The following is a 25556-nucleotide window of genomic DNA, read 5'->3' on the forward strand; positions in this document are numbered from 1 at the left end:
CCCGGGCCGGCCGGTTGCGCCGGCAGCGGATGCTAGCGGACGTCCGGATAATGCCGCGCCAGCCGGCCGCGCGCGCCGAGCCCCCACATCATGCCGACCTTGAAGTAGATCCAGTTCGCCCGGATCGGTCCCCAGGCGGCGATCCTCCGATCCGACGTCTGCACCGTCCGGTCGAGCAGCCGCACCCGGCCGAGCTTAGAAAGCTTGATGCACAGGTCCGCCTCCTCCATCACCGGGATGCCCGGATCGCAGCCGCCCACGCCGAGGAAATCGTCGCGCCGGAAGAACATCGCGTGATCGCCGAACAGCAGCCTGGCGCCGCGCAGGAACAGGTCCGGACGCATCAGCAGCGGCGCATACCAGGTCTTGATCCAGTTATGGAAACTCGTCCCCCACCGGGTCCGGTCGGGCCCGCAGATCAGGGGCGTGAAGCCGGCCAGCGCCACACGGCGGTCCGCAAGCGTCCGCTCGATCACCGCGACCATGTCGTCCGGGGGGATGGTGTCGGCATGCAGCACGCACACGATCCGCGATGCCGCCGCCGCCACCCCGGCATTGATCTGGATGCCGCGCCCGGCCGGTGCGCCGATCACCCGCCAGCCTGCCGCCAGCGCCAGTGCCACGCTCCGATCGGTGCTGCCGCCATCGACCGCGACGATCTCCGCAGGCGCCGGATGCAGCGCCGCCAGCGTCCGGATCAGGCGCGGCAGGACGGCTTCCTCCTCCAGCATCGGCACCACGATCGTGACATCGCTCACGCCAGCAGCTCTGGCCAGTCCAGCAGATCCTCGGGCCTGTCGATATCGGCCAGCATCGGCAGCACCAGCGGCGCGATGCCATGCGTCCGCAACCGGTGCATGGTTTCGGCAAACACCGTGTCGGTACTCCAGGCCATGCCCTCGAAGGCGAACGGTACCGGCTCACGGAATCCGAGCAGGGTGTAGCCGCCATCGAGCGCCGGCCCGATCACCGCCGCATGCATCCGCAGAGCTGCCGCCGCCTCCGCCAGCAGGTCGGCGGTGAGGCCGGGCGCGTCGCTGCCGATCACGATCGCCGGCGCCGGCACCCGTGCGAGCCGCGCGCCGAGATCCCCCTCGCCCTGCTCGACCAGCGCCACATCGCCTCCGAGCCAGTCGGTGAACGCCTCGATCGACGCGCCGGTCGCCCGCAACTCGAATGCCAGGCCGCTCTGCCGCGCTGCCATGACCGTTCGCTCCACCAGCCGGCGATGCAGCCGCGCCGCCGCGTCCGCGCCGATCGCCGGGATCAGCCGGGTCTTGGCCATGCCCGGGGTCGGATACCGGGCGAAGATGGCGAGACGCGGGATCATCACGCTGCAGCATAGTCGCTCGACGGCCCGCCGCCTATTGGACGCCGCGCATAGGCGCTCGACGTCCGGCCGACCATCGGGCATCGTTCGAACCGATGCAGTGCCGCGCCCGCATTCCGATCGCCGTTGCGGGGGTTCTTGCCATGATCGGCATCCTCGTCGGCGAGCGCCGGCATCCGCTGCGTCACCGCACCCATCCCGGCTTGCCGCGCACCCTGCGCAACGCCGCGATGGGGGCTGCGTCGGCGGCCGTCGTGGCGCTTGTCGAGACCCCTGTCACCCGGTGGATCGCCCGCGGCAACATCGCCCACCGGCGCGGCCTTGGACAGCATCTGCCGGGCCGGCTCGGTGTCGTCGCGTCGTTCCTGGCGATGGATTACGGCTTCTACCTCTGGCACGTCGCAACCCACCGGCTGACCTTCCTGTGGCGCTTCCACCGCGTGCACCACGTGGATCCCGACATGGACATGTCCACCGCGATCCGCTTCCACCTGCTCGACATGCTGGTCTCGCTGCCATGGCGCATGCTGCAGGTACGGGCGAGCGGGATCGGGCCCTCCACGCTGGCGGCCTGGCAGCGCTTCTTCACCCTCTCGATCCTGTTCCACCACAGCAACCTCGGCCTGCCGCCGGATTGGGACCGCCGCCTGTCATGGGTGCTGACGACGCCGCGCATGCACGGGATCCACCACTCGGTGCGCGCCGCGCAACGCGACAGCAACTGGTCGAGCGGGTTCAGCGTGTGGGACCGTCTGCATCGCACGCTCCGGCAGGACGTGCCGCCGACCGCGATCATCATCGGCATCGATGACCCGGCAGCGCTGTCCGACGTGACCTTGGGGCAGGCTTTGCTGGCGCCGTTCAGGCCGATGCCTTCCCCCGAACGTCACGCCTGACGCGGGACAGGACATATGCCCGAGCTCGACACGACCCGACGCGCCCCTTTCGCCCGACAGCTCGCAGCCGAGGCGACCGGGTCGTTCCTGCTGTTCGCCGCGGTGGTCGGGTCCGGCGTCATGGCGCAGCGCCTGTCCGGCGGGAACGATGGCGTCGCATTGCTGGCCAATGCGATCGCCACCGGCGCGATCCTGTTCGTGCTCATCACCATGCTGGCGCCGATTTCCGGCGCGCAGATGAACCCGGCGGTCAGCCTGGTCGCGGCGTTGCGGCACGATCTGCGATGGCGCGAGGCGGCCGCGTTCGCGCTGGTGCAGCTCGGCGCCGGCATCCTCGGGGTGTGGGCGGCGCACCTGATGTTCGGCATGCCGATCCTCGAGGTCTCGCCAAAGCCGCGCACCGGGATCGGCCAGTGGGCCGGCGAATTCGTCGCCACCTTCGGCCTGATCCTGACCATCATCGGCACCGCGCGGTTCCGGCCGGACTGGATCGCGCCGTCGGTCGCTGCCTACATCACCGCGGCGTACTGGTTCACCGCATCGACCAGCTTCGCCAACCCGGCCATCACCATCGCCCGCTCGCTCACCGACAGCTTCGCCGGCATCGCTCCCGCCGATGTGCCCGGCTTCGTGCTGGCGCAGCTCGCGGGAGCGCTGGCAGGGTCCGCCCTCGCCTCCTATCTGTTTCCGGACGCTCCCGTCTGACTGGCGACAAAGGCCGCATCCGATGAACATCGAGAACAGCCGCAGCTACTATGGCCAGGTGCTGGAGCGGTCGACCGATCTGCGCACCGATGCCTGCTGCACCCTGGAGCCGCCATCGGCCGCGATCCGGTCCGCACTCGCCAACATTCATGATGAGGTCAAGGCGCGCTATTACGGCTGCGGCCTGGTGGTGCCCCAGGCGATCGCGGGCGCCCACATTCTCGATCTCGGCTGCGGATCCGGCCAGGACGCATACCTCCTGGCGCAGCTGGTCGGCGAGACCGGCCGCGTCACCGGCATCGACGCCACGCCGGAGCAGCTGGCGGTCGCCGAGCGTCACCTCGAGTGGCACCGCGACCGCTTCGGTTACGCCCGCTCCAACGTCGCCTTCATCACCGGCGACATCGAGCGGCTGGGTGATCTCGACCTCCCGGAGGCCGGTTTCGACGTCATCGTCTCCAACTGCGTGATCAACCTGGTCGCCGACAAGGCCGCCGTGTTCGCCGCTGCATACCGGCTGCTGAAGCCCGGCGGCGAGCTGTATTTCTCCGACGTCTATGCCGACCGCCGCGTGTCGCCGGCGTTGCTGGCCGATCCGGTGCTGCATGGCGAGTGCCTGTCCGGCGCGCTCTACTGGGGCGATTTCGACCGTCTTGCAAAGGCTGCCGGCTTCACCGATCCGCGCCTGGTGTCCGACCGTCCGCTCGGCATCGGCGACGAGCGGATCGCGGAGCTGCTCGACGGCATCGGCTTCCATTCCGCGACCTACCGGCTGTTCAAGCTGGAGGCGCTCGAGCCGCAGTGCGAGGATTATGGCCAGGCCGTGGTGTATCGCGGCACCGTTCCGGGTTGTCCGCGGGTGTTCGAGCTCGACGGCCATCATGCGATCGAGGCCGGCCGCATGTTTCCGGTCTGCGGAAACACCTGGAAGATGCTGCGCGAAACCCGGTTCGCCGCCCACTTCGATTTCCATGGCGATGCATCGCGCCATTTCGGCATCTTTCCCGGATGCGGCACGTCGAGCCCGTTCCGCCGGGACGCCGTGGCCGTCGCGTCCGGCGCGTGTTGCTGATCCGGACTTGCCGAATATGCCGACTGCGCGGCGCAAGAACGGGACCCGTCGCCGGTCCAATGGGGCCTCGCCCGGCCTGAGAAATGCCGAGACCCAGCCGGCGGATTTCGAGGTCGCGGCAGCGCTCCGCAACCACTACGCCATGGCGGCGTCCGTTCCGGAGTAGGCCGGTTCTTGCAAACCCGATCCGCCTATGGGTCCGCGACTTATCGCCGCATGCAGATAAGGATCATGGCGCGCGCATCGGAGGCTGATCGCCGACACCGGAAAGCTTCCGGCGAGAAGCCACAGACGCGTCCGCTGCGGAACGACACAGCGCGGCAGGTTGAGGAAGGCCGGTCCCGTCCGCCTGATGGTCTGGCCGATCTCGCGATAGACCGATGCTGCCGCGCCAACCGCGAGGCGTGATCGCCAGGGGAGATATCCGAGCCCCTTCCTGCCGCTCCGGTAATACAGCTCTGCAAGATCGAGGACCTGGATGACCGCCCTGTAAACGTGCTCCGGATCGCCCAACCGGGCAGACGGCAACCAGCTCGCCGGTACATAGAACCGATCCGATTGCGCATCAGCCGCGACATCCCGCGCGATATTGGTCAACTGCATGGCAATGCCGAGATCGAGCGCGTGCGGGGCCGCCCTCGGGTCCGTCGCCCCCAGCATTCTGCACATCAGCAGCCCGACCGTGCCTGCAGCGCCGTGGGCGTATCGGAGCAACGCCCCGGCATCGGCCATCCGGACCGGCCCGAGGTCGCCGATCATCGTATCGATGAGGTGCACCGCATGGGCTGCGTCGAGCTGGTGACGCAGCGCAACCCCGAGGAAGCCTGCCGCAACCGGATGCGCCATCTCACCGTCGAGTATGGCCCGGCGCAGGGCGAGCAGCTTGATCCTGGCATCGGCATGTTCTGTTGTCTGATCTGCAAGGTCATCGACTGTCCTGCAGAATGCATAGAGCTCGGCGACGTCCCGCAAGAGCGACGGCTGCAGCACGCGGACCGCCAGCCTGAAGGTCCGGCCATGCCGGGTCATGGTCGCGAGTGGCGTCATGGCTGCGACACACGCTGCTTTTCACGGAGCAGCCCCTCGACCAGCTTTGCCGACGTGAGCACCCCCGGCAGGCCAGCGCCCGGATGCGTCCCGGCACCGACGAGATACAGGCCGTCGACCTCTTCCGAGCGGTTGTGGAACCTGAACCAGGCTGACTGCATCAGCCTCGGTGCTATCGAAAAGCCGCTGCCATGCATGCTCCGATAGTCGGTGGCGAAATCCTGCGGGGTCATCCAGAAACTCGTTGTGATGGAACTTTGCAGTCCAGGCAGTTCGCGCTCGCTCAGGAGTTGCAGCACACGATCGCGCATCACCGGCGCCGCCTTCGCCCAGTCGATCGGCGCCTGCAGGTTCGGCACCGGCGCCAGCACATAGAACGCGTCGCATCCGGGCGGCGCGATCGTCGGATCGGTCGCACTCGGACGATGCAGATAGACGCTGGCATCTTCCGGCAACCTCGCCTCGCGGCCGAAGACCTCGTCGAGCAGCGACTTCCACCGCGTGCCGAGCAGGATGGTGTGATGCACCGTCCCGGGGAAACGGCGGTTGGTGCCGAAATAGAGCACGAACAGTCCCATGGAATAATGCAGCCTGGCCAGCCGTCGATCGGTCCAGACTTTCCTGGCAAGCTTCGGCAGCAACTCCGCATAGATCGCCGGCGCATCGGCATTGGCAATCACGATATCGGCCGCAAGACGCCGACCATCGGAGAGCTCGATCCCGGTCACCGCGCGGCGCGCCGGCCGCTGCAGCCTCCGGGTCGGACGATGCCGCGGCGCATCCGAGATGGTGATGCGCGCGACATCGGCGCCGGTCATGATGGTGATGCCGTGTCGCTGCATCAGCTCGCCCAGGGCGGCGACGAGTGCTGCCGTCCCGCCCACCGGAAACCAGACACCGAAGCGGCGCTCGAGATGCTGGATCAGCGCGTAGATGCCGCTGGTATGGAACGGATGACCGCCGACGAGCAACGGCTGGACCGCGAATATCCGACGCAATGCCGGGTCGCGCAGCGCGGACGCGACCACGGCGGCAACCGACCTGTGCCCGCCGAGCCGGAGGATGGCCGGAAACGATTTCAACATCGTCGAGAGGCGATGGAACGGTTGCGCGCCATATCGCTCATAGCCGATCTTGTAGAGACGGCCTGCATGCGCCAGCAGCCGATCATACCCGGGTCCGTCGCCCGGTGACCATGCGACGACACGTGCGCGCATTGCCTCCGCATCGCCGTCGTAATCGAAATGCCGTCCGTCGGGGAAACTCATGCGATAGAACGGTGATACGGCGCGCAACTCGACCTTGTCCTGCAGGCGTTCGCCGAACAGGGCGAACAACTCCTCGAGCAGGAACGGCGCGGTAATCACTGTTGGTCCGGCATCGAAGCGGAAGCCCTCCCGCTCGAAGACCCGGCCGCGGCCCCCGAGCTGGTCGAGACGCTCGACAAGCGTGACCTCGTGACCGAGTGCGCGCGCACGCAGTGCAGCGGCCATGCCGCCGAACCCGGCACCGACGACAATCACACGACGCGAACCCGAGGGTCTCGGCAGCCGGGAGGGGAGCCGGGGCCGGTCCAACCGCACGATGTCGGCTGTTTCTGCAACCCGGCTCGCCAGGCGCTGCTCCCCGGTCTCGACTTCATTGAGCCAGACGATGACCCGATCCTCCTCCCGATCCGCATCAACACGGACACCCAGAACTAGAGCATCATCCGCTCGACCTTGCTTATCGATGGGATAAGGATGCCCGGCAAAACAGCGGCCTAGCCTGGCTGCAGCAGAATCCAATAGATGGCGCGCCAATAGGGACCGACGAACAACAGGACCGCCCCCGCCACGCCGCTCCAGAACAGAACGCCGACACTGGAGAAAAACCAGCCTATGCGGCCCTTCCAGCCGCCATAGACGCTGCCGCCCGCGAGCCACAGCCAGACCACGACCACACCTGCGAAGAGCCAGAAATACATCGCGTTCTCCTTCGGGAGCCACGCAGGCTCAATAGGTTCCGTTCGTCGTCAGCTGCACGTAGACCCGCTCCATGAAATGCGTCAGCTGCCAGACGCGCTGATCCGGATTCAGGCCGGGCATGGTCGCCACCACCGGGCAGTAGGCGGTGGCCAGACCGTTCACGATGTCTGCCTGCTTGATCTGCGGCGCTGCCGACTTGACCTTGGCGATGATCGAATTCGCGCTCTGCAGCAGGTTGGCCTCGGTCGTCTCGTGCAGCAGGGTCGCGACACCGTTCGACGGGTCGTCGAGGACCGTCTGCAGATCCTTGTCCGCCAGCGTCGGACAACCACCCGGACGGCTGCCATCGAGCAAGGTGTGCGTGTCCTCGCGCAACAACGACACCAGCAGCTTCCCGGTATTGGCCGGCGCGCGGTTCGACCAGGCCTGCCGGACGTAGTTGCTGACGGAGGCGATCTCGCTGTCGCTCATCGCAGCACCGACACCAGGCATCGCGGCATACGGTCCACGGGCTTCGAGACCGCCCAGGATCACCCGGACCACGTCCTGCGGCCCGGTGGCTCGCACCATCCCGTTGCCGTCGAGAGCCGGGATCTGCTCGGAAATGCCCTGCCCGTTCGCCTGATGACAGGCCGCACAGTGGCTGAGATAGACATCATGTCCGTCCGCCATCGCGACCGGCCGGTAGGTCGCGTCCTCCGGTGCGTAGCTCGGAGTCGGCGGCAGCGACTTCAGATACGCGGAGACCGCGCGAAGGTCGGCGATATCGAGATACTGCATGCTGTCATCGATGGTTTCCATCATCGGGCCGGCAACCGTGCCCATCGCCTTGGAGTGGCCTTTCTTGAAGAACTCCGTCAGGTCGTCGACGCTGTAGGGACCGATCCCGGTCAGGTTGTCCGGCCGGATGTTCGGCGCATACCAGCGGGTGATGGCACCGCCCAGGACATTCTGGGCAAGGGCGGTGTTGCCGAGGAAGTTGCGATGGTTGTGGCACTCGCCGCAATGCTCGAGGCCACCCACGATGAAGGCACCGCGATTCACCTGGTCGGATTGCTTCGGATCCGGCTTGAATTCCTGGGTCGGCACGAACAGCGCGTCCCAGAGTGCGATCGCCGGGCGGAAATTGAACGGGAACCAGATCTTGCTCGGCTGGCGTGGCGCCACGACCGGCTGCAGCGAGAACAGGTAGGCCTTGATCGCCAGCAGGTCCTTCTTGGGAACGGTCGCGTACCAGGCGTATGGCATCGCCGGATAGATATAGACACCCTTGTCGGTGATCCCGCGCTGCATCAGCCGGATGAAGGTGGCATCGGTGTAGTCGCCGATGCCGGTCTTCTTGTCGGGGGTGATGTTCGGCACCGAAAGCTCGCCGAACGGCATCGCCATGTACTGGCCGCCGGCGAACATCTTGCCGCCCTCGGCGGTATGGCAACCGGTGCAGTCCCCCATGGTGGCCAGGTACTTGCCGCGCGCGATCACGTCGAGCGAGGGGTCCTGCGCCGCCGCCGCCGCGGAAAGCCCGAGACTGCCGAGGGCCAGCGCCAGGACGCACCCGAAATCCCTGATCCGGCTCATGGCGCAGCTCCCGCCGCGGTCAGGTATTTAGAGGGTTTTTCGGCAAGGAGCGGATAGTTCCCAAGATCGCTGGCGCCATAGAAGGGCTTGTAGGCGCCCTGGTGGCAGGTCGCGCAATTGATCTTGGCGACATCTCCGGTCGGCCCGAGCCTGGCTGCCGGGAACACCGGGGTCAGCGGCACCATGAAGGTCCGGTTGATGTCGCGCACCATCTGGATGCCGTACCAGGCGGTCAGGCGCTGCGGCGTGCCCTGGTCCCAGCTCGAGAAGTCGCGGGTGTTGTGGCAGTACGTGCACCCCACTCCGAGGGAGTGGCCGAAATGCATCATCAGTCCGTAGGTCCATTCGGCCTGCTTGGTCGAGCTGTTGTTGCCGGACGGAAGCGCCGTGTTACCCGTGATGCGGATGGGCTGGGCGTTGAGCAGGAATGGCATGAAAGGATCGCTCGCCAGGGTTGTCAGACCGGACGCCTTCCCGACGCCGCCCTGCCCGGTCCCGGCATCGGCGACGTTGTGGCCAGATCCTGGCGGAGGCTCTGCGAACCAGACCTCCTGCGGAACCCCATGCCCACGATGGCATGTATAGCAGGTTACGCCGACATTCCCCACGTGGCTCTTCCACTTTGTATTGATCTCGCGGGTCATCTCGATCATGTGACGGGCGACTGTCTTCGTGTAGAGCGCGTCGTCGGCCATGTTCCGCAGGGAATGGCAGTAGGCGCAGCCTGTCGCCGGCGAGAGCCAGTTCGGGAAGGCGCCCATCAGCCGAAGGAACGCGTTTGCATCGGCATCCCCGAGGACCTGGATGTTGCGATAGGCGACCGCCGCCGTTTTGCCGGCCGGGGGCACGGCGGGAAGCGCCGGCAGCAACGTGTTGGCCGCGATCTCCTTCTTCAGCAGGTTGGGCTTGTAGTACTGGATCATGCCGGTGCCGCGGAAACCGCGCTGCACGCTGACCGTCGGAAGTCCCTCCAGCGTCAGTGCGAAGCCCACGATGATCAGTGCGACGAATGCGCCGACGATGGCGGCCGAGGTCCGCCACGGATGGCGAGATATCCCGACCAGACTGCGGCGCATGACCAGCGCCACAAGTGCCCAGGGGGCGGTCAGGAAACGCATCAGCCGACAACTCCACGGAGCAGGCCAGGATCGGGAATGGGCTGATACACACGGGGATACATCGGGGCGATGTGGTGCTTCACGCCCCAGAGATACCAGTTATCGACCACCGTGCCGGTGAGGAGGATGCCGATGCCGCCAGTCAGGGTGCAGAGCACCGCGAACCACCAGGCCCAGCGATGGATGCTCTCGTAGGTCGCGTTGAACCCCATGATCCAGCGCCAGAAGATCCCCGCCCGCTCCGCAGCGGTGCCGCGGTCGACGGTCAACTCGATCTCGCGTTCGCCCCAGAAGCGGCCGACCGCCAGGATGGTGCCGCCATGCATCGCGAACAGCAGCGTCGAGCCATACAGGAACACGATCGATAGCATGTGGAACGGGTCGTAGTAGAGATTGCCGTATCGGACCGAGAAAGCCGCGGTCCAGTCGAGATGCGCGAAGATCCCGAACGGCACGCCCTCGCCCCACGAGCCCATCAGCAACGGGCGGATGAAGCCATCGACCAGATAGAGGAAGATCGCCGACGCGAATGCCCAGGCCACGTGGGTGCCCATGCCGAGGGCGCGCGCCCGCTGATAGACCCTGACCCACCACAGCAGGATCGCCGCGGTCAGGAAGAAGCCGGCCATCAGCCACCAACCTCCCAAGGCCAGCGGCGGAATGTGGAGCCCATAGGACGGTGCGGGCGGCTCCAGTGCCAGCCAGGGCAGTTGGCGAATGAACTGGATCGGGTCCCAATTCACCGAGGCCAGCATGTTGAGCCCGATGATCTCGAAGGCGATGAAACCGCAGATGAGGGACGCGATGCCGACGGTGCCGAGATAGAACGGCCCGACCTGCGCCGCACCGATGAAACCCATCAGGATCGAGGAGAACTTGCGGGTGCCGCGATTCTCGCTACCCCATTTGAGCGGGGCGCCGTCGTCGAGCGGTCCCTCCACGTGGATGCGGTTGAAAAGGTTCTGGTACTCGGTGCCAAAGGCCGTGCGGTAGTCGAACATGGGCTCAGCTCCACAGCGGCAGGTTTAGCCACCAGTTCCACCATTCCGGCCAGCCTCGGGTCCAGAATGGGCCACTGATGACGATGCAGATGGCGCTCCAGACACCGGCATTGATGGCGCAGAACCAGCCGAGCCGATGAATTCCGAGCGGTCCGATCGAATAGACGATCAGGTCGCGAAAGAACGAGTCCTCGAAGCCCGACGGCTTGACCGCCTCGTCAGCCGGTGGGTTCAGCGACGACAGGATCACGCCGCCATGCATGGCGAGGATGAAGGTGGTGGTGAAGAAGAACGTCACGGCGATCATGTGCGCCGGATTGTAGTGGAACTGCAGGTGCTGGTAGCCGACGTTCGAGACCCAGTCGAGATGACTGAGGATCCCGTACGGGAAGGCGTGACCCCATGCACCCATCAGCACCGGCCGGATCACCTCAAGCGTGAAGTAGGCCAGGATTGCTCCGCTGAAGGCGATCGGAACGTGCAATCCCATGCCGAGCTTGCGTGCGATCTCGACCATGCGGAGCGCCCACGAACAGAACGCCCCGAGTGCACAGAACGTGATCCACTGCCATAGCCCACCGGCCCGCATCGGCGCGAAACCCAGGCCATACCGGACGTCCGGCGGCGCGATGCTGATCTGCCAGACATTCCAGGTGGGCCCGATCGCGGCACCCCAGATGATCAGCAACGTGCCGACAAGGGTGAAGAACGCAGTGGTGACCCCGAAGAAGCCGACATAGAACGGACCGACCCAGAAATCGAAAAGGTCGCCGCCCACGAGGGTACCGCCACGAACGCGGTACTTGTACTCGAAGCTCAACATCGCCATCGACGGGATCTCCTGCCTGCGTGCGTTCAGGCTCTTTTCGTCACTGCGCTTTCGGCGTCTGCGGCAACGGCGTCATCTCCTGGACCTGCGACCCGACCAGGCGGTCATGGTTGGGGCCGTCGAGCCAGTTGAAGCGATCGGTGCTGAGCAGGATGAAATGGATCACCAGAGCAAGGGTCAGCAGAAACACGAACAGCGTGACCAATGCCCGACGGGGATCGAACAGGACCCAGATGCGCCACATGATTTCTGCTCCCTATGAAAAGGCGCTGACGAGCTGGTGCGCGGCAAGGGCGCCGTCCAGCATCGCCGCATGGTAGTTGCCGCCCCAGGGACGCCAGAGCCACGCCAGGATATGCGCGACGATGGCGACACTGGTGAAGATGATGAAGCTCAGGACAAAGATCCTGTTGAACTCCTGGGCTTCACCAGGGGTGAGGCCCGACAGGGTCGAGCGGGTTTCCGGATCAAGGGCCATCTGTTGTCTCCTGCGAGGGTCGCGTTTAAGTCGGACTGGTCGTCACACCGGAACCCGGTGGTCGATACCGAGGGACCGCCTGGCCCGCTCGACGGTGATGCGGGTCTCGTGTGCTGCCTCGGCGTCGCGCTCGATCCGTTCGCGCAACGCCTTGGCAGCCGATATCCGCACGATGAAAGGCTCCGCCTCGACATGGTCGTCGAGCAGCTCGGCAGCCGCGCCATCCCAGAGCATTTCCCGCTCCGACGATGTGCCGGCGTTGCGGCGGGCATGGGTTGCCTCGATCGCATCGAGGTCGGACGCCAACGGCAGCATGTTGAACAACGCGTCGAACAGAGCGTTGCAATATTCCTGAACGATGTATGTGGCGCCGGCATAACCCATGAACGGGGTGCCGGTGGCGCGTCGGATGACCGCACCGGGGAACGAGGCCGGCACGAAGATGCATCGCGCCTTCTGCTCGACCGCATAGATGCGCTCGTTGTTGGAGCCGAACAGCACCAAGGGCGGGGTGGCTTTCAGCGCCGCGCGGACCGCGAAATTATCCGGCTTGGCGCCGGGCTTGCGCGCGAACGAGAAACTGCAGGGGATGCCGAGCTCGTCCTGCAGGAAATGCCGCACGCCGCGCTCGTACGTTTCGGTGGCGACGATCGCGAAACTGCCGGTGGCAAAGAAGTCCTGCGTCACGCTGCGCCAGAGATCCCACACCGCCTTGATCGTGGTGCGCTTCTCGCGCTCGATGAACGGCTCCGGATCCAGGCCGGTGAGCTCGCCCAGACTGCGCAGGAATGCGGTGGTGGCGAACACCCCGATCGGCGCCTGCAGGTAGGGACGCCCGAGTTCCTCGCACAGCTGGCGCCCGAACTCCCGGTAGAGGCAGATATTGACCACCGCGTCGGCGAGCCGGGGGGTGTCGTTGATATGCGCCTCGAGCGGATAGACCAGGTTGACCGTGCAGCCGATGCCTTCCGCGAGTCGACGTATTTCCGCGATGTCGGATGGACTGTTGAAGGTGCCGTAGATCGCGCCGATGATGTTGACCTTCGGTGCGCTCGGTGCCTCCGAAGCAGCCTCGCCGGCCGCTCCCACCTTGCGGACCGTCGGCCGTGCCGCCGGCTTCTTCGTGCCGAACTGCGTCCAGAGCCAGAACAGCGCCCGGTCGGCGCACTGCCACTGGTCGTCGTCGATCGTGCGCGGGATGAAGCGCATCAGGTTCGAGCCTTCCGGCGTCACCCCGCCGCCGATCATCTCGGCGATGCTGCCGGTAACCACCACGCCCGGCATCTTCTGGTCGCCGACGCTGTTGGCGCGCCGCAGCGCACCCTCCGTGCCGTGCATCGACAGCGCGTCCTCGCCGAGTCCGGTGACGCTGACCGGCAGTTCATGCGGCGGCAGGCCGTCGGTGTAGTGCAGCACCGCCGTCACCGGCAGGTTCTCGCAGCCGACCGGCCCGTCGATGATCACGCGCAATCCGCTGATCGCGGAAAACACGTACACCGCGCCCCAGTATCCACCTGCCCGGTCGTGGTCGATGACCAGCATCGCCTCAGCCCGCCTTCGCGATGGAAGCCGGGGCGCCGGTGCCGAAGAACGACACCATGCGTTCGAACCGCTCTCGCCCGCGGGTCTGCGCGAGCACGATCTGCGCCATCGCGGCAATACCGGGGAGCCCGAGCAGCGGACGGCCGGACACCATGTTGGTGTAGTAGATCGCCGGGATGCCCTGCTCCTTGGCCTTCTGCACCACCGGCGTGGTGCCGATGGCGAGGTCAGGCTTGACGATGCGCATGGCCTCGAGATCCTGCTCGAGCGAGGCACGGAACTGCACGTGCACGCCGCGGGCTTCGAGCCAGATGCGGTCGGCCTCGGTCCAGTCCGTGCGCGGGCAGGCGGTGCCGACATAGGGCAGGTCCGCGCCGGCCTCGATCAGCAGCCTGGCCACCAGGAGCTCGGAGCCTTCGTAGCCGGACAGCGTCAGGCGGGCCTTGATCGGGTTGGCGACGAGTGCCGCACGCAGCGCCGGCAGCGACGCGTCGAGTGCAGCGTCGAGCGATGATCCGGGCAGGCCCAGTGCCGCCGCGATCGAGCCCAGCCAGGCCTCGGTGGCAGCCGCGCCGACAGGGCCGGAGGCGACGATCGGCCGGCCGGCGGCGGCGAATTCGCGGAACGAGGCGACATAGAACGGATGGATCGCCGCCACCACGTCGCAATCGAGCGCGCCGTACAGGTCGCGCCACTCCCGCGCCGGCACCGGCGGCGCGACCGCGAGCCCGAGCGGCGCCAGCAGCCTCGAGACGGCGACCGGATCGGCCGGGAACATCTCGCCGACCAGGGTGACGGTGGGCTGGTCCGAAGCCTGCCCGCGCGGGCGCTGCACCGGACCGGCGGCGATCTCCGCCCGCGCCGCCCGCAGCATCGCACCGGACAGCACGTCCTTGGCCTCGGCATGGGTCGGCACGCCGAAACCGGGCACATCGATGCCGATGATGCGCACGCCGTCGATCTGCTTCGGCAGGAGCTCGAGCGGCACCCCGGACGCGGTCGGCACGCAGAGATTGATGACGACGACCGCGTCATAGTCCGCGGGTTTCGCGGTCTCGAACACGGCCTCGCGGATGTCCTCGAACAGCTGGCCGCGGACCAGCGATTCCGAGTTGAACGGCACGTAGCCGACGCTGCGCCTGGCGCCGTAGAAGCGCGAGGTGAAGCTCAGCCCGTACACGCAGCAGGCCGAGCCGCAGAGGATGGTGGCGACCCGGCGCATGCGCAGCCCGACCCGGAGCGACCCGAACGCCGGGCACATCGATTGCGGCTGGTCGTGCGGTCCGCGTGGATAATCGGTGAGCAGGCGATCGAGCGTGTCGCTGCGTCCGGCGGCGCGTGCGGCCGCCACCAGGGTCTCGCGGCCGCCATGACAACCGGCATCCGCGGTGGCTGTCGCAGGCACGGCCGTTGCGTTGCCGCCGGCGCCGGGCTGGATGTCGATGTCCTGCATGATCAGGCGCCTTCGTAGATCACTTCGAGCGACGGAAGCTCGGCGGCGAGGGTGCCGGCCCACATGTCGTTCATCGTCGCCGGCTGCAGCACGACGTCCCGACCGACGGCATCGCCCTTGAACAGGTCGAGCAGGTTGTCGTGCGTGAGCGGATTCGGCCGCAGCGGCGGTGCCGCGTCGATCTGTTCCGCGAGGTCGGCGAAGATCGGCTCCCACGGGCTGCCGATGCTGCCGACGATCTCGTAGTTGGCGCTCTTGCGACGGATGTCGTCATCGGCCGGGATCGCGGCGAGCACCGGGATGCCGACCGCCTTGGCGAATGCGGCCGCCTCGCCGGTACCGTCATCCTTGTTGATCACCAGGCCGGCGACCCCGACATGGCCGCCGAGCTTGCAGAAATACTCGACCGCCGAACAGACGTTGTTGGCGACGTAAAGGGATTGCAGGTCGTTGGAGCCGACGACGATCACCTTGTGGCACATGTCGCGCGCGATCGGCAGTCCGAAGCCGCCGCAGACCACGTCGCCGAGGAAGTCCAGCAGCACGTAGTCGAAACCCCACTCATGAAACCCGAGTTTTTCCAGCAGCTCGAAACCGTGGATGATGCCGCGACCACCGCAGCCACGCCCGACCTCCGGGCCGCCGAGTTCCATCGCGAACACGCCGTCACGCTTGAAGCAGACGTCGCCGATCTGCACTTTTTCGCCGGCGGCTTTCTTCTTCGACGAGGTCTCGATGATCGTCGGGCAGGAGCGGCCGCCGAACAGCAGCGACGTCGTGTCGCTCTTCGGGTCGCACCCGATCAGCAGGACGCGTTTTCCGTGCTGAGCCATCGAGTAGGACAGGTTGGCGAGCGTGAAGCTCTTGCCGATGCCACCCTTGCCATAGATGGCAATGATCTGCGCCTCTTTCTTGGACTCTGACGCGTCACCTGCGATGATCGGGGTTTCAGCGTTCATGCCGGTGTTCTCCAATCGAGAATCATCTTGAGGCATTCGGGATCGTCGAATGCCGTCAGATAGGCCGCCTGTGCATCCACCGCCCGGCGGCGATGCGTGATCAGGCCGTCGAGCGAGAGCGTGCGGTCAGCGAGAAGTCGCTGCACCATCTTGAGATCGTCGGGCTTCCATTCCGCGACAATACGCAGGCGGGCCTCGCGCATGAAGGCCGGCGCAAATGCGAACGAGAGCGTGCCGGCGTAGAATCCGGCCAGAACGACCTCGCCGCCGGGAGCCAGCCGTGCAATTGCCGTGTCGAGCACCGCCATGTCGCCGCTGGCATCGATGATGGTCTTGTAGTCGCGCCGCGCGTCCTGCTCGGATGTCGAGACGGTATATCCGTCCGCTCCGGAGGCGCGTCCGGGAAGCGCTTCCCAGACCATCGGCGCCGGATGCCCGAGGGCGATGGTGATCCGCGCGATCAGGCGGCCCAGCACGCCATGTCCGATCAGGAGCTCCGGAGGCTGCAGCGCGATCGCGTGATAGGCCGTGGCTGCCAATGCAAGCAGGGTCCCGCGCTCGCCCATGCCGGCCTCGATCGGCACGACGCGGCTGCCACCCGTCACCAGCCTCGCCGCGGCGCCGCCGAACAGACCCCGCGTCGAGCCGAAGCAGCGTGCGCCTGGAACGAATACGATCTCGCCTTCCGAGCGACCCGAGCCGGCACCCGCCTCGATGATGCGCCCGACGGACTCGTAGCCCGGCACCAGCGGATACCCCATGCCGGGGAAGTCGGGCATGCGGCCGGTCCAGAGCAGTCGCTCGGTGCCGGCGCTGATGCCGCTCCAGTCGATATCGACGACCACGTCGTCCTCGCCCGGAGGTGAGAGATCCAGCAGATCCAGGCCGGCATGTCCGGGAGCGGTCATGACCACGGCGACGGTCTGCATGATTGGTCCTCCTGTCGCGTCTGTCTGGTGCGACGCCGGCATGTGTCAACCTAGCATGACAATCTTGTTAGGCAAGCTGGACTTACAGCTGCGGGTCATTTCGTGATCCGCGGGCCGAAATCAGTTGCGTGACCAGCGGCAGGTGCGTCGGCAAAGTCCGGCAGCGCGTGAAACCGGCGTCCCGCAGCATCCGGGTCAGGCGCGCAGCACTCCTCGGCATGCCGCGTCCCATCGCCAACAGGTAGAATCCGAAATAGGCGCCCCCCATGGCCGCGACGCCGGGCGTGTCGGCCATCGGCTCGACGATCAGCAGGGTGCCACCGGGGACGAGGGCCGCCCGGATCTTGCGCAGCAGCGCCATGACGGTCGCGTCGTCATGGTCGTGCAGGACCCGCACCACCGATACGAGATCGGCGCCGGACGGCAGCGCGTCCCGTTGGAAATCACCGCCATGCGTCGTGGTGCGCCCGGCAAGGCCGGCATCGGCCAGGCGTGCATCTGCAAGCGATACGACCGCGGGCAGGTCGAACAACGCCAGGCGCAGCCCGGGAGCACGCCGTGCCGCCGCGATCAGGAAGCTGCCGTCACCACCGCCGATATCGAGCAGCAGCCGGTGGCCGTCGAGCGGATAGGCGGCCAGGGCCTGCTCGGCGACCATCGCCTGCGACTCCGCCATCAGCGCGGAGTACGGCGCGACATCACTCTCCCGCAGCGCAGCCGCCTCGCCCGGCCCGGCATACGACCAGTAGCGACCGAGTCGGGTGGCGCCGGCCTCGCGGCGGAGCAGCGCTACCGGATCGCGCAGGTCGTCATAGAGCAGCGCGTGGTGGCGGATCATTGCGGTGACGCCGGCATTGTCGATCAGCGCCGCGCCGAGCGGACCGAGGCCATAGCGTCCGCCGCCGCGATGCCGGGTGATACGCAGCGCCGTCGCCGCATCCAGCAGTCGCCGTGCGGCATCGGGTGCGAGGCCGAGCGGAAGCGCCAGCGTTTCGGCGGTGGCCGGACCGCGGCGCAGCAGCTCCGGCAGATCGAGCTGCACGCAGGCGGTCAGGACCTGCGTATAGACGAACCCTCCGGCCAGATCGAAAAGATCCCGCGCCCGTCTGCGTGCGATCGGCCGTGTCAGCGGGAATGCCATTGCCGCGCGCCGGAAATGCCGGCTGCTCTGCAACCGGTCCAGCCACGACCCGAGCAGCATCACGCCGCCTGGGATGCCCCGGGACGCGACGGTTCGGCCTGAAGCGGGATCAGCGGCGACCCGGACGCCGGCATGACGGATCCCTCCGGCAGCAGCCGCCGCAACTCATGCCCGATCAGCGACACCAGCGCGGATCTGCCGACGCAGGCCGGGATCGACGCGACAGCCTCGGACACCAGCTGGTCCAGGTGCTCGCGTGCGCCGGACAGGCCGTGCAGCGAGACCGCACTCGGCCGGCCGAGTGCCCTGTCGCGGCCAGGCGACTTGCCCATCTGCGACGCGCTCGTCACCACATCGCGGATGTCGTCGGCGACCTGGTAGGCCTGCCCGAGACAATCGCCCAGACCGCGCCAGGCTGCCGGATCCGCACCGCCCACGATCGCCCCCGCCTCGGCGGCAGCGGCGAACAGCGACGCGGTCTTGGCCCGGTGATAGGTCGCCAGCACCACGTCCCGCTCGCACTCCCACGCCTGGCCCGCCGCCAGCCCGTACGGCGATCCGGCAGCGCGGGCCAGCAACACCATCAACGGGGCCAGCTTCCCGTCGCTCGTGATCCGCTGCGCCAGGACCTCGAAGGCGAGGACGATCAGCGCGTCACCGGCCAGCACCGCCAATGGCTGCCCGAAAGCACGATGCACGGAAGCGCGCCCACGTCGCAGCGGCGCGTCGTCGAAGCACGGCAGGTCATCATGCACGAGCGAGGCGCAGTGCAGCAGCTCGATCGCGGCGGCGGCGGCCCCGGCGGCATTCATGTCACCGCCACATGACGCGGCGACCGCAAGGCAGAGTCGCGGCCGGACCCGGGCGCCTCCCGGGAAGACGGCGTGCCGCATGGCATCGGCCAGTCGCGGTGGACCACCCGGACCTGCCGCTCCGGAGATCGCGTCATCCAGGACTCCGTCAAGCTGTGTCAGGATGTCCATCGGCACCTCCCCTGGTGACATGGCCGATTGTCAGATTGTTCTTCCTGATCATAGTGTCAGTTATGCATGACATCCTCAACCGTTGCTGGATGGAGATGTGACGCGATTGGGCCGTCGCCGTCGTGTCACGATCATCGGTGCCGGCATGGGCGGCCTCGCGGCGGCAATTGACCTCGCGCGCCAGGGTATCCAGGTCGATCTGCTGGAACGTCAGGCTGCACCCGGCGGCAAGATGCGGGTCGTACCGCTCGCGACCCCGCATGGCGAGGCCCGCTTGGATGCCGGGCCGACGGTTCTGACGATGCGCGACGTGTTCGAGGCGCTGTTCGAGGATGCCGGCAGCCTGCTCGACCGGCACGTCACGATGCATCCGGCGGAGATCCTCGCGCGCCATGCCTGGGAGGACGGCACGACCCTCGATCTGTTCGCAGACACCGCCCGTTCGGAACAGGCGATCGCCGAACTCGCAGGCAGCGGCGAGGCCAGGCGGTTCCGGTCGTTCTGCGCGTCCGCGGCACGGATCCATCGCACGCTGGACCAGTCTTTCATGCGGGCGCCACGGCCGAACGTGCTGTCGCTGACCTGGCGCGCCGGACCGCTCGCGCTGTCCCGGATCAGGCCGTTCACGCGCATGGCCACCGCACTTGCGCAGGAATTTCACGACCCCAGGCTGCGACAGTTGTTCGGCCGCTACGCCACCTATTGCGGCTCCTCGCCCATCGACGCGCCGGCGACGCTCATGCTGGTGGCGCATGTCGAGCAGCAGGGGGTCTGGCTGGTCGAGGGCGGCATGCACCGGCTTGCGGCTTCGATGGCGGAGCTGGCGACGCAACTCGGCGCAACACTGCGGTTCGATGCCCCGGTCCGGGAGATCATCGTCCACAACAAAAAGGCGGTCGGCGTGACGCTGGCGGATGGCGAGCACATCGAGAGCGATGCCGTGCTCTGCAACGCCGAGACCGCATCCCTGGCCGCGGGATCGTTCGGCGCCGACGCCAGAGCGGCCGCACGCCCGACACCCCTCCGGGCCCGATCATTATCTGCAGTCACCTGGAGCGTGGTGGCAGAGACTGACGGTTTCCCGCTGGTGCGCCACAACGTGTTCTTTTCCGGCGACGCGTCGGGCGAGTTCGAGGACATCTTCCGGCATCACCGCATGCCTGCCTCCCCGACCGTCTATGTATGCGCTCAGGATCGGGACGCCGGGCAGGATTGTTCCGGCCCGACGGGACCCCACGCCGGACCTGAACGCCTGCTTTGCCTGGTCAACGCCCCAGCGCTGGGCGACCAGGATCGTTTCGATGCAGTGGAGCTCGATGAATGCGAAACCCGGATGATGACGCGGTTGCAGCGCAGCGGCGTGCGGCTCAGGCCGGAGGTGATGCAACGGACCGGCCCGAGGGAGTACGCGGCGTTGTATCCGGGGACCGGGGGCGCGCTGTACGGTCCGGCGACGCATGGCTGGGCGGCATCGTTCAGCCGGCCGGGGAGTCGCTCGAGGCTGCCCGGCCTCTATCTGACCGGGGGCAGCGTGCACCCGGGTCCGGGGGTCCCGATGGCGGCGCTGTCGGGACGTCTCGCGGCGGCGCGGATCATCTCGGACCTCGTTTCGACCTCGTTGTCCCGCCGTCCGGCTATGGCTGGTGGTATCTCGACGCGCTCGCCGATGACGGACACACCGGCCTGACCGTGATCGCCTTCATCGGCAGCGTATTCTCGCCGTACTATGCCTGGATGCGCCGCCGGGGCGACGGGCGCGCCGAACGCCATTGTGCGCTCAATATCTCGCTGTATGGCGGCACGCGGCGCTGGGCAATGACCGAGCGGGGCGAGGCCAGCCTGCACCGCGACGCGCATCATATCGCGATCGGGCCGAGCAGCCTGAGCTGGCGCAACGGCGTGCTGGAGATCGAGATCAGGGAACGGTCGTTTCCGATCCCGCACGCGATACGCGGCCGCATCCGGGTGCATCCGGAGGCCATCACCGGGCATCGCGAGTCTCTCGATCCGGCCGGACTGCATCGCTGGTCGCCGATGGCGCCGCGTGCACGCGTGGAGGTCGAGCTCGACCAGCCCGGACTGCGCTGGAGCGGCAACGGCTATCTCGACAGCAATGACGGCGACGGTCCGCTGGAGGCCTCGTTCCGGCGCTGGGACTGGTGCCGCGTCCCGCTGCGCGACCGCACCGCGATCCTGTACGACGTCGAGGGTCGCGACGGGCAGAAACGCGAGCTCGGGTTGCAGGTTGCGCGTGACGGCAGCGTGTCACCGCTCGAGGCGCCGACGGCCGTGACCCTGCCACGCACGCGCTGGCGGCTGCCCCGCTTCACCCGCTGCGATACCGGCGGCACTGCGAGCGTGGTGCAGACGCTGCAGGATTCGCCGTTCTACGCGCGCTCCGTGCTGCAGACCCGGCTGCTCGGCGAGACCGCGCCGGCCATGCATGAGAGCCTCGATCTCGACCGCTTCAAGGCGCCGTGGACGCAGGCGATGCTGCCGTTCCGGATCCCCCGCGCGCTGAGGTGACGCGCCAGGCTGCCGATCGCGGACGCAAGCGGATCCACAGATCCACGAGGTGCGCGGCCAGCGACAGCAGCAGGCACAGCGCCAACCAGACCGGCGAGGCACTCCCGAGCGCCAGGCGCAGCGCCAGCATCAGCATGAAGCCGGCCGCAAGCGACGCCGCCCAACGCCCCGGCCGCCCGAAGCGCCACGCCAGCACCACGGCCTCCGCAAGCACCAGCAGCAGGATCGCGTCGATGATCCGGCCATCCGCGAACCACCAGGTCAGCATGCGAGCCGAAGCGCCGGGACGCTCTCCGCGAACAGCCGTTCGGTGAGCCCGGCAACCAGGTCCGGCCTCTCCTCATGCGCGAGGTGGCCGAGCCCGGGCAGCATCACCAGCTCGGCGCCCGGCAGCAGCCGACCGACCTCGAGGGTGGCCTTGGGCGGGATCATCCGATCGACTTCGCCACCGACCAGCATCACGCGGCAGTCGAGTTCCGGCAGCGATGGGGTGAGCGTGTCCAGCTGCCAGTGCGCCATCATCCGCAGCGCGCTCGACACGTGGCCGGGGTCGCTCAGCAGCTGCTGGTAGAGACGGATCCCCTCTCGGTCGATCTTCGAGCCGGTATTGTCCATGAAATGCCGCAGCCAGGCGCGGTTGCCGGCATGCAGCGAGAACAGCCGCGGCACCAGGGTGCCGGCAGCGAGCAGCCGCGCGGCGGCAGGAAAGATCTGCGACGATGGCCCCTTGAGCGGCAGCAGCGCGCCGTTGAGGCTGATCATCGCCGCGGGAGCGATGCTGCCATCGAGAGTCATGCGGGCCAAGAGGGCGGCGCCCGCGGAATGGCCGATGGCAATCATCGGCTTCATTGCGAGCTGATCCAGCAGACGGCCCAGCAGCCGCGCCTGGCCGGCGAGCGACATCAGCTCCGGACGCGGCGCCTCGGTGAAGCCGTGGCCCGGAAGATCGGGTGCCACGACGGTGAAGTTGCGCGCCAGCAACGGCATCAGGTCGCGCCAGGAGTGGGTGGCAGCGCCGGTGCCGTGCAGCAGCAGCAGCGTCGGCCCCTCACCCATGATCTGCACATGCCAGCGCAGCGAGCCGGCTTGCACGAAGCGGCTGCTGGCGCGGTTCGGCCAGCCCTGCCCCTGGGTCTCCCAGTTCATCGCGGCCCCTTCATGCGACGAGAGCCCGGACGGCGCGTGACAGCAGCGCCGGCTCGCTCCGCGCCAGATGCAGATAGGGCGCGCCCATGGCGGCGGCCAGACCCTCGGCCTTCGGCTGTGCGCGCGGCGCGATATCGACCAGCAGCGCGGGGAGCCCGGCGGCCCGCAACCGGGAGGCGCTCTCGGTTGCGTCGCGTCCGGCCTGCACACGCCCGGCAGTTCCGTCGCGGGCGATGTTGGCGCGGCCGTCGGTGAGCGTCACGATCAGCGTGCTCTCGCCACGGCGACGCAGGCCGCTCGCCAGCAGGATGGCGGCATCGAGCCCGGCCGCCAGCGGAGTGCCGCCGCCGCTGGTCATCGCGGCCAGGCTGCGACGGGCGCGGGCGAGCGCACCGGTCGGCGGCAGTAGCAGCTCCGTCCCGCCACCCCGAAACACCAGCAGCGCCACCCGATCGCGCCGCACGTAGCATTCGCCGAGCAGCAGCTCGATCGCGCCCTTGGCCTCGGCCAGACGATGCAGGGCGGCCGAGCCGGAGGCATCGACCAGAAAGATGGCGGTGCTCCGGGGGCGCCGGCTGCAGCGGATCACGTGCAGGTCCGAGCCACGCACCAGCAGGCGTGGCAGGGCTCCGGCCTCGGATGGCCGGGCGGCCGCGCGACGCGATCGCTGCCACGGTGCGGCGCTGCGCAGGGTCTCGACCAAAGCCAGCCGGTTGCCGCCATTGGGCGTGCCGCGCCGCGGTGCCAGCGGACGCCCACGCGTGCCCATGACGTCGCCATGGCCATTTCGGCCGGCGGCGGTCGCCGTGATTCGAGAACCCGGGCCGGATCCGCGATCGAGCAGCCCAGCCGGCACCGCGGCGGCTGCGGCCGCGAGCACGCTCTCCTGCATGGCCTCCGGAGCCGGACCTGCCTCGGATGCGGCCTGCGTCGCCGCATCGCCCTCGGTCGGGGAAACGTCCTCAGGCTGCTGGGCGGCCGCTTGATCCCTGCCAGGGTTGGCCGGGGAAGTTCCGGCATCCGCCTGCTCCGGCGAAGGCGCCGGTTCGGGGTGCGGCGCATTCTCGGCCGGCGGCTCCGACACCGGAAGCCGGGTAGCGCGCGGCGCCAGCACGAGGCCGGCTGCGAGTGCCGCATCCTCGCCATCCACCTCGGCGCGGCCGGCAAGCGAGGCCGCGGCCCGGGCGATCCGCGCGGCCAGCAACGTCGCCCGCAGCGGCGCGATGCCCAGCGCTTCCGCCGCGTGGCACAGCGCGTCCATGACCGGATCCGGACACCGAACCGCCCGGAACCCACGCCGCGCGGCCGCCAGACACATCGTCGCCGCATCCCCCGCGCGGATGCCGTCGAGCTCGACCCGGATCGCCACCCGGTCCAGCAACACCGCCGGCAATGCCTCGTCCGGCTCGCCTTCATCGAGGAGAACGAGACCGAGTGCGTCCAGTCCCGGCGCATGCTCCGCGTCGAGCGCGCCGCATAGCAGGGCCGCCGTCTCGCCGGTCAGTCGCTCGGCCGAGGCGACCAGCAGGACACCACCCACCGATCGGTCCAGCAGCCCCTGGCGCCAGACCGGCCGCGCAGCGAGCAGCGTCGCCGACAGGTCGAGCTCGCCCAGCAGCGCCTCGGCGGTCGGCAGCACCGGGCAGCGCAGCACCGGCATGGTGGCGGGAAGCGGCTCGCGGAGTGCCTGCAGGAACGCCGCCCGGGTCGGCCCCGCGCCGGACCTCACATGCAGCACCAGCCGGCCCGGCTGCACCGCGAACAGTCGCGCCGCCAGCAGCGCGCGATCCCAGGACGGCGCGCCCCCGGACGACCCCGCTTCAGGCATCGTAGAGTTCGGCCAGCGCCCGTTCGACGCGGGGCGTAGCGCTGCCCTCATCGAGCGGGTTGCGCCGCATCCGATGGCGCAGCGCCGGGATCGCCACCGCCCGCAGGTGGTGCTCATCGACCACCGGGTCGTCCTGGAAACAGGCAAGCGCGCGTGCGGCCCGCAGCAGGGACAACTCGCCGCGCAGCCCGTCGGTGCCGAGTGAGAGGCACAGCCGCGCCACGCTCTCCAGCACCGGCTCCGGCGTCTGCACGGCAGCCAGCCTGGCGCGCGCTGCCACGATGCGCTCACGCAGCACGAGCTCGGGGCCGCTCCAGTGCTGCAGGAACGCATCCGGATCGGTGTCGAAGGCCTCGCGCCGACGCAGCACCTCGATCCGCTGCGCGAGCACGGTCGGCGTGGTGACCTCGACCGCCAGGCCGAAGCGGTCGAGCAGCTGCGGGCGCAGGTCGCCCTCCTCGGGGTTGCCGCTGCCCACCAGCACGAACCGCGAGGGGTGGCGGATGCTCAAACCCTCGCGCTCGACCAGGTTCTCGCCGGATGCAGCGACGTCGAGCAGCAGGTCGACCAGATGGTCCTCGAGCAGGTTGACCTCGTCGATGTAGAGGAAGCCGCGATGCGCGCGGGCCAGCAGACCCGGCTCGAAGCGCTTGGCGCCGTCCGCCAGGGCCCGCTCGAGATCGAGCGCACCGACCACGCGATCCTCGGTGGCGCCGAGCGGCAGGTCGATGGTGGGGACCGGCACGGTTTGCGCGCGCAGACGCGGTGCGGCGCCCGGCGGCCGACAATGCGGGCAGTCGGCGGCCGGGCAGTCCGGGTCGCAATTATAGAGGCAGTCGGCGACCACGCGGATCGATGGCAGCAGGGCCGCCAGCGCCCGGATCGCGGTGGATTTGCCGGTGCCGCGGTCGCCCAGCACCAGCACCCCGCCGATGCGCGGATCGATCGCCGCCAGCACCAGAGCCTGAGTCATTTCCTCCTGGCCGACGATCGCGGTGAACGGAAAACAGCGACGGACGGGTGCCGCC

26 protein-coding genes are annotated in these 25556 nt (G+C 68.1%); 5 read left to right on the forward strand and 21 right to left on the reverse strand.

Translation table 11 applies throughout. From position 1 onward, the window contains the following. Positions 1 to 32: 32 nt before the first annotated feature. Together ACOEQ2_RS01615 and ACOEQ2_RS01620 are read right to left on the reverse strand one after the other, a co-directional pair. Positions 33 to 758 (reverse strand): glycosyltransferase, encoded by a 726-nt coding sequence (locus ACOEQ2_RS01615; RefSeq protein ID WP_419729651.1) that lies wholly within the window; start codon positions 756 to 758, stop codon positions 33 to 35. Further along, a complete protein-coding gene (locus tag ACOEQ2_RS01620; protein ID WP_419729652.1) occupies positions 755 to 1330 on the reverse strand; it encodes a TIGR04282 family arsenosugar biosynthesis glycosyltransferase in 576 nt (191 codons plus the stop codon). Before ACOEQ2_RS01620 ends, ACOEQ2_RS01615 begins: the two co-directional genes overlap by 4 nt. Before the next feature lie 143 nt (positions 1331 to 1473). Here ACOEQ2_RS01620 and ACOEQ2_RS01625 point away from each other — a divergent pair, with 143 nt between their 5' ends. The 3 genes from ACOEQ2_RS01625 to ACOEQ2_RS01635 are packed head-to-tail and all read left to right on the forward strand — an operon-like array spanning position 1474 to position 4003. Continuing rightward, on the forward strand, positions 1474 to 2226 hold the full coding sequence (locus tag ACOEQ2_RS01625; RefSeq protein WP_419729653.1) for a sterol desaturase family protein: 753 nt from the start codon (positions 1474 to 1476) through the stop codon (positions 2224 to 2226). Positions 2227 to 2241: 15 nt separating this feature from the next. Further along, positions 2242 to 2931 (forward strand): aquaporin, encoded by a 690-nt coding sequence (locus ACOEQ2_RS01630; RefSeq protein ID WP_419729654.1) that lies wholly within the window; start codon positions 2242 to 2244, stop codon positions 2929 to 2931. A gap of 22 nt (positions 2932 to 2953) precedes the next feature. Continuing rightward, on the forward strand, positions 2954 to 4003 hold the full coding sequence (locus ACOEQ2_RS01635; protein ID WP_419729655.1) for a methyltransferase domain-containing protein: 1050 nt from the start codon (positions 2954 to 2956) through the stop codon (positions 4001 to 4003). A 135-nt stretch (positions 4004 to 4138) separates the two neighbouring features. Here ACOEQ2_RS01635 and ACOEQ2_RS01640 read toward each other — a convergent pair whose 3' ends face one another. From ACOEQ2_RS01640 to ACOEQ2_RS01710, 15 genes are all read right to left on the reverse strand, one after another. Continuing rightward, positions 4139 to 5050, reverse strand: a complete 912-nt coding sequence (locus tag ACOEQ2_RS01640; RefSeq protein ID WP_419729656.1) for a phytoene/squalene synthase family protein — start codon at positions 5048 to 5050, stop codon at positions 4139 to 4141. Beyond that, the gene (gene crtI / locus ACOEQ2_RS01645; protein WP_419729657.1) at positions 5047 to 6543 is read right to left on the reverse strand and encodes a phytoene desaturase family protein; all 1497 of its coding nucleotides are present in this window, start codon (positions 6541 to 6543) and stop codon (positions 5047 to 5049) included. Before crtI ends, ACOEQ2_RS01640 begins: the two co-directional genes overlap by 4 nt. Before the next feature lie 269 nt (positions 6544 to 6812). Further along, positions 6813 to 7016 (reverse strand): hypothetical protein, encoded by a 204-nt coding sequence (locus tag ACOEQ2_RS01650; RefSeq protein ID WP_419729658.1) that lies wholly within the window; start codon positions 7014 to 7016, stop codon positions 6813 to 6815. 28 nt (positions 7017 to 7044) lie between these two features. Further along, positions 7045 to 8595: a c-type cytochrome gene (locus ACOEQ2_RS01655; protein WP_419729659.1), complete on the reverse strand. Its 1551-nt coding sequence runs from the start codon at positions 8593 to 8595 to the stop codon at positions 7045 to 7047. After that, positions 8592 to 9713 carry a photosynthetic reaction center cytochrome PufC gene (gene pufC / locus ACOEQ2_RS01660; protein WP_419729660.1) on the reverse strand — a complete coding sequence of 374 codons (1122 nt, stop codon included), beginning with the start codon at positions 9711 to 9713 and terminating at the stop codon, positions 8592 to 8594. The genes ACOEQ2_RS01655 and pufC overlap by 4 nt, the downstream gene beginning before the upstream one ends. Continuing rightward, positions 9713 to 10714 (reverse strand): photosynthetic reaction center subunit M, encoded by a 1002-nt coding sequence (gene pufM, locus ACOEQ2_RS01665; RefSeq protein WP_419729661.1) that lies wholly within the window; start codon positions 10712 to 10714, stop codon positions 9713 to 9715. The genes pufC and pufM overlap by 1 nt, the downstream gene beginning before the upstream one ends. 4 nt (positions 10715 to 10718) lie before the next feature. After that, positions 10719 to 11543, reverse strand: a complete 825-nt coding sequence (gene pufL, locus ACOEQ2_RS01670; protein ID WP_419729662.1) for a photosynthetic reaction center subunit L — start codon at positions 11541 to 11543, stop codon at positions 10719 to 10721. A gap of 40 nt (positions 11544 to 11583) precedes the next feature. Further along, positions 11584 to 11787, reverse strand: coding sequence for a light-harvesting antenna LH1, alpha subunit (pufA, locus tag ACOEQ2_RS01675; protein WP_419729663.1), 204 nt, complete (start codon positions 11785 to 11787; stop codon positions 11584 to 11586). Positions 11788 to 11799: 12 nt separating this feature from the next. Beyond that, entirely contained in the window at positions 11800 to 12021 is a 222-nt protein-coding gene (gene pufB, locus ACOEQ2_RS01680) for a light-harvesting antenna LH1, beta subunit (protein WP_419729664.1), read from the reverse strand. A 42-nt stretch (positions 12022 to 12063) separates the two neighbouring features. Continuing rightward, on the reverse strand, positions 12064 to 13563 hold the full coding sequence (gene bchZ, locus ACOEQ2_RS01685) for a chlorophyllide a reductase subunit Z (protein WP_419729665.1): 1500 nt from the start codon (positions 13561 to 13563) through the stop codon (positions 12064 to 12066). Positions 13564 to 13567: 4 nt separating this feature from the next. After that, positions 13568 to 15016, reverse strand: a complete 1449-nt coding sequence (gene bchY / locus ACOEQ2_RS01690; RefSeq protein WP_419729666.1) for a chlorophyllide a reductase subunit Y — start codon at positions 15014 to 15016, stop codon at positions 13568 to 13570. 2 nt (positions 15017 to 15018) lie between these two features. Further along, positions 15019 to 15975: a chlorophyllide a reductase iron protein subunit X gene (locus tag ACOEQ2_RS01695; protein WP_419729667.1), complete on the reverse strand. Its 957-nt coding sequence runs from the start codon at positions 15973 to 15975 to the stop codon at positions 15019 to 15021. Then, entirely contained in the window at positions 15972 to 16904 is a 933-nt protein-coding gene (gene bchC, locus ACOEQ2_RS01700; protein WP_419729668.1) for a chlorophyll synthesis pathway protein BchC, read from the reverse strand. Before bchC ends, ACOEQ2_RS01695 begins: the two co-directional genes overlap by 4 nt. An 82-nt stretch (positions 16905 to 16986) precedes the next feature. Then, positions 16987 to 18105, reverse strand: coding sequence for a methyltransferase (locus ACOEQ2_RS01705; protein WP_419729669.1), 1119 nt, complete (start codon positions 18103 to 18105; stop codon positions 16987 to 16989). Then, positions 18105 to 19028 carry a polyprenyl synthetase family protein gene (locus tag ACOEQ2_RS01710; RefSeq protein WP_419729670.1) on the reverse strand — a complete coding sequence of 308 codons (924 nt, stop codon included), beginning with the start codon at positions 19026 to 19028 and terminating at the stop codon, positions 18105 to 18107. The genes ACOEQ2_RS01705 and ACOEQ2_RS01710 overlap by 1 nt, the downstream gene beginning before the upstream one ends. A 97-nt stretch (positions 19029 to 19125) precedes the next feature. On the opposite strand from ACOEQ2_RS01710, the gene crtD reads away from it, so the two are divergent. Continuing rightward, complete coding sequence (gene crtD, locus ACOEQ2_RS01715) at positions 19126 to 20715, forward strand: 1-hydroxycarotenoid 3,4-desaturase CrtD (RefSeq protein WP_419729671.1); 1590 nt, start codon at positions 19126 to 19128, stop codon at positions 20713 to 20715. Between the two features lie 2 nt (positions 20716 to 20717). Then, positions 20718 to 21554, forward strand: a complete 837-nt coding sequence (locus tag ACOEQ2_RS01720; protein WP_419729672.1) for a carotenoid 1,2-hydratase — start codon at positions 20718 to 20720, stop codon at positions 21552 to 21554. Here the strand turns inward: ACOEQ2_RS01720 and ACOEQ2_RS01725 are convergent. From ACOEQ2_RS01725 to ACOEQ2_RS01740, 4 genes are read right to left on the reverse strand one after another with little or no spacing between them, the layout of a single operon-like run. Beyond that, positions 21496 to 21822, reverse strand: coding sequence for a hypothetical protein (locus ACOEQ2_RS01725; protein ID WP_419729673.1), 327 nt, complete (start codon positions 21820 to 21822; stop codon positions 21496 to 21498). The two genes, ACOEQ2_RS01720 and ACOEQ2_RS01725, sit on opposite strands and share 59 nt — an antisense overlap. Then, positions 21816 to 22700 (reverse strand): alpha/beta fold hydrolase BchO, encoded by an 885-nt coding sequence (gene bchO, locus ACOEQ2_RS01730; protein WP_419729674.1) that lies wholly within the window; start codon positions 22698 to 22700, stop codon positions 21816 to 21818. Before bchO ends, ACOEQ2_RS01725 begins: the two co-directional genes overlap by 7 nt. A 10-nt stretch (positions 22701 to 22710) precedes the next feature. Next, the gene (locus ACOEQ2_RS01735) at positions 22711 to 24528 is read right to left on the reverse strand and encodes a VWA domain-containing protein (RefSeq protein ID WP_419729675.1); all 1818 of its coding nucleotides are present in this window, start codon (positions 24526 to 24528) and stop codon (positions 22711 to 22713) included. Continuing rightward, positions 24521 to 25501 (reverse strand): ATP-binding protein, encoded by a 981-nt coding sequence (locus ACOEQ2_RS01740; RefSeq protein ID WP_419729676.1) that lies wholly within the window; start codon positions 25499 to 25501, stop codon positions 24521 to 24523. The genes ACOEQ2_RS01735 and ACOEQ2_RS01740 overlap by 8 nt, the downstream gene beginning before the upstream one ends. Positions 25502 to 25556 lie beyond the last annotated feature (55 nt).

The organism is Lichenicola sp. (assembly GCF_965198575.1).
In the GTDB taxonomy this organism is placed as follows: Bacteria; Pseudomonadota; Alphaproteobacteria; order Acetobacterales; family Acetobacteraceae; genus Lichenicola.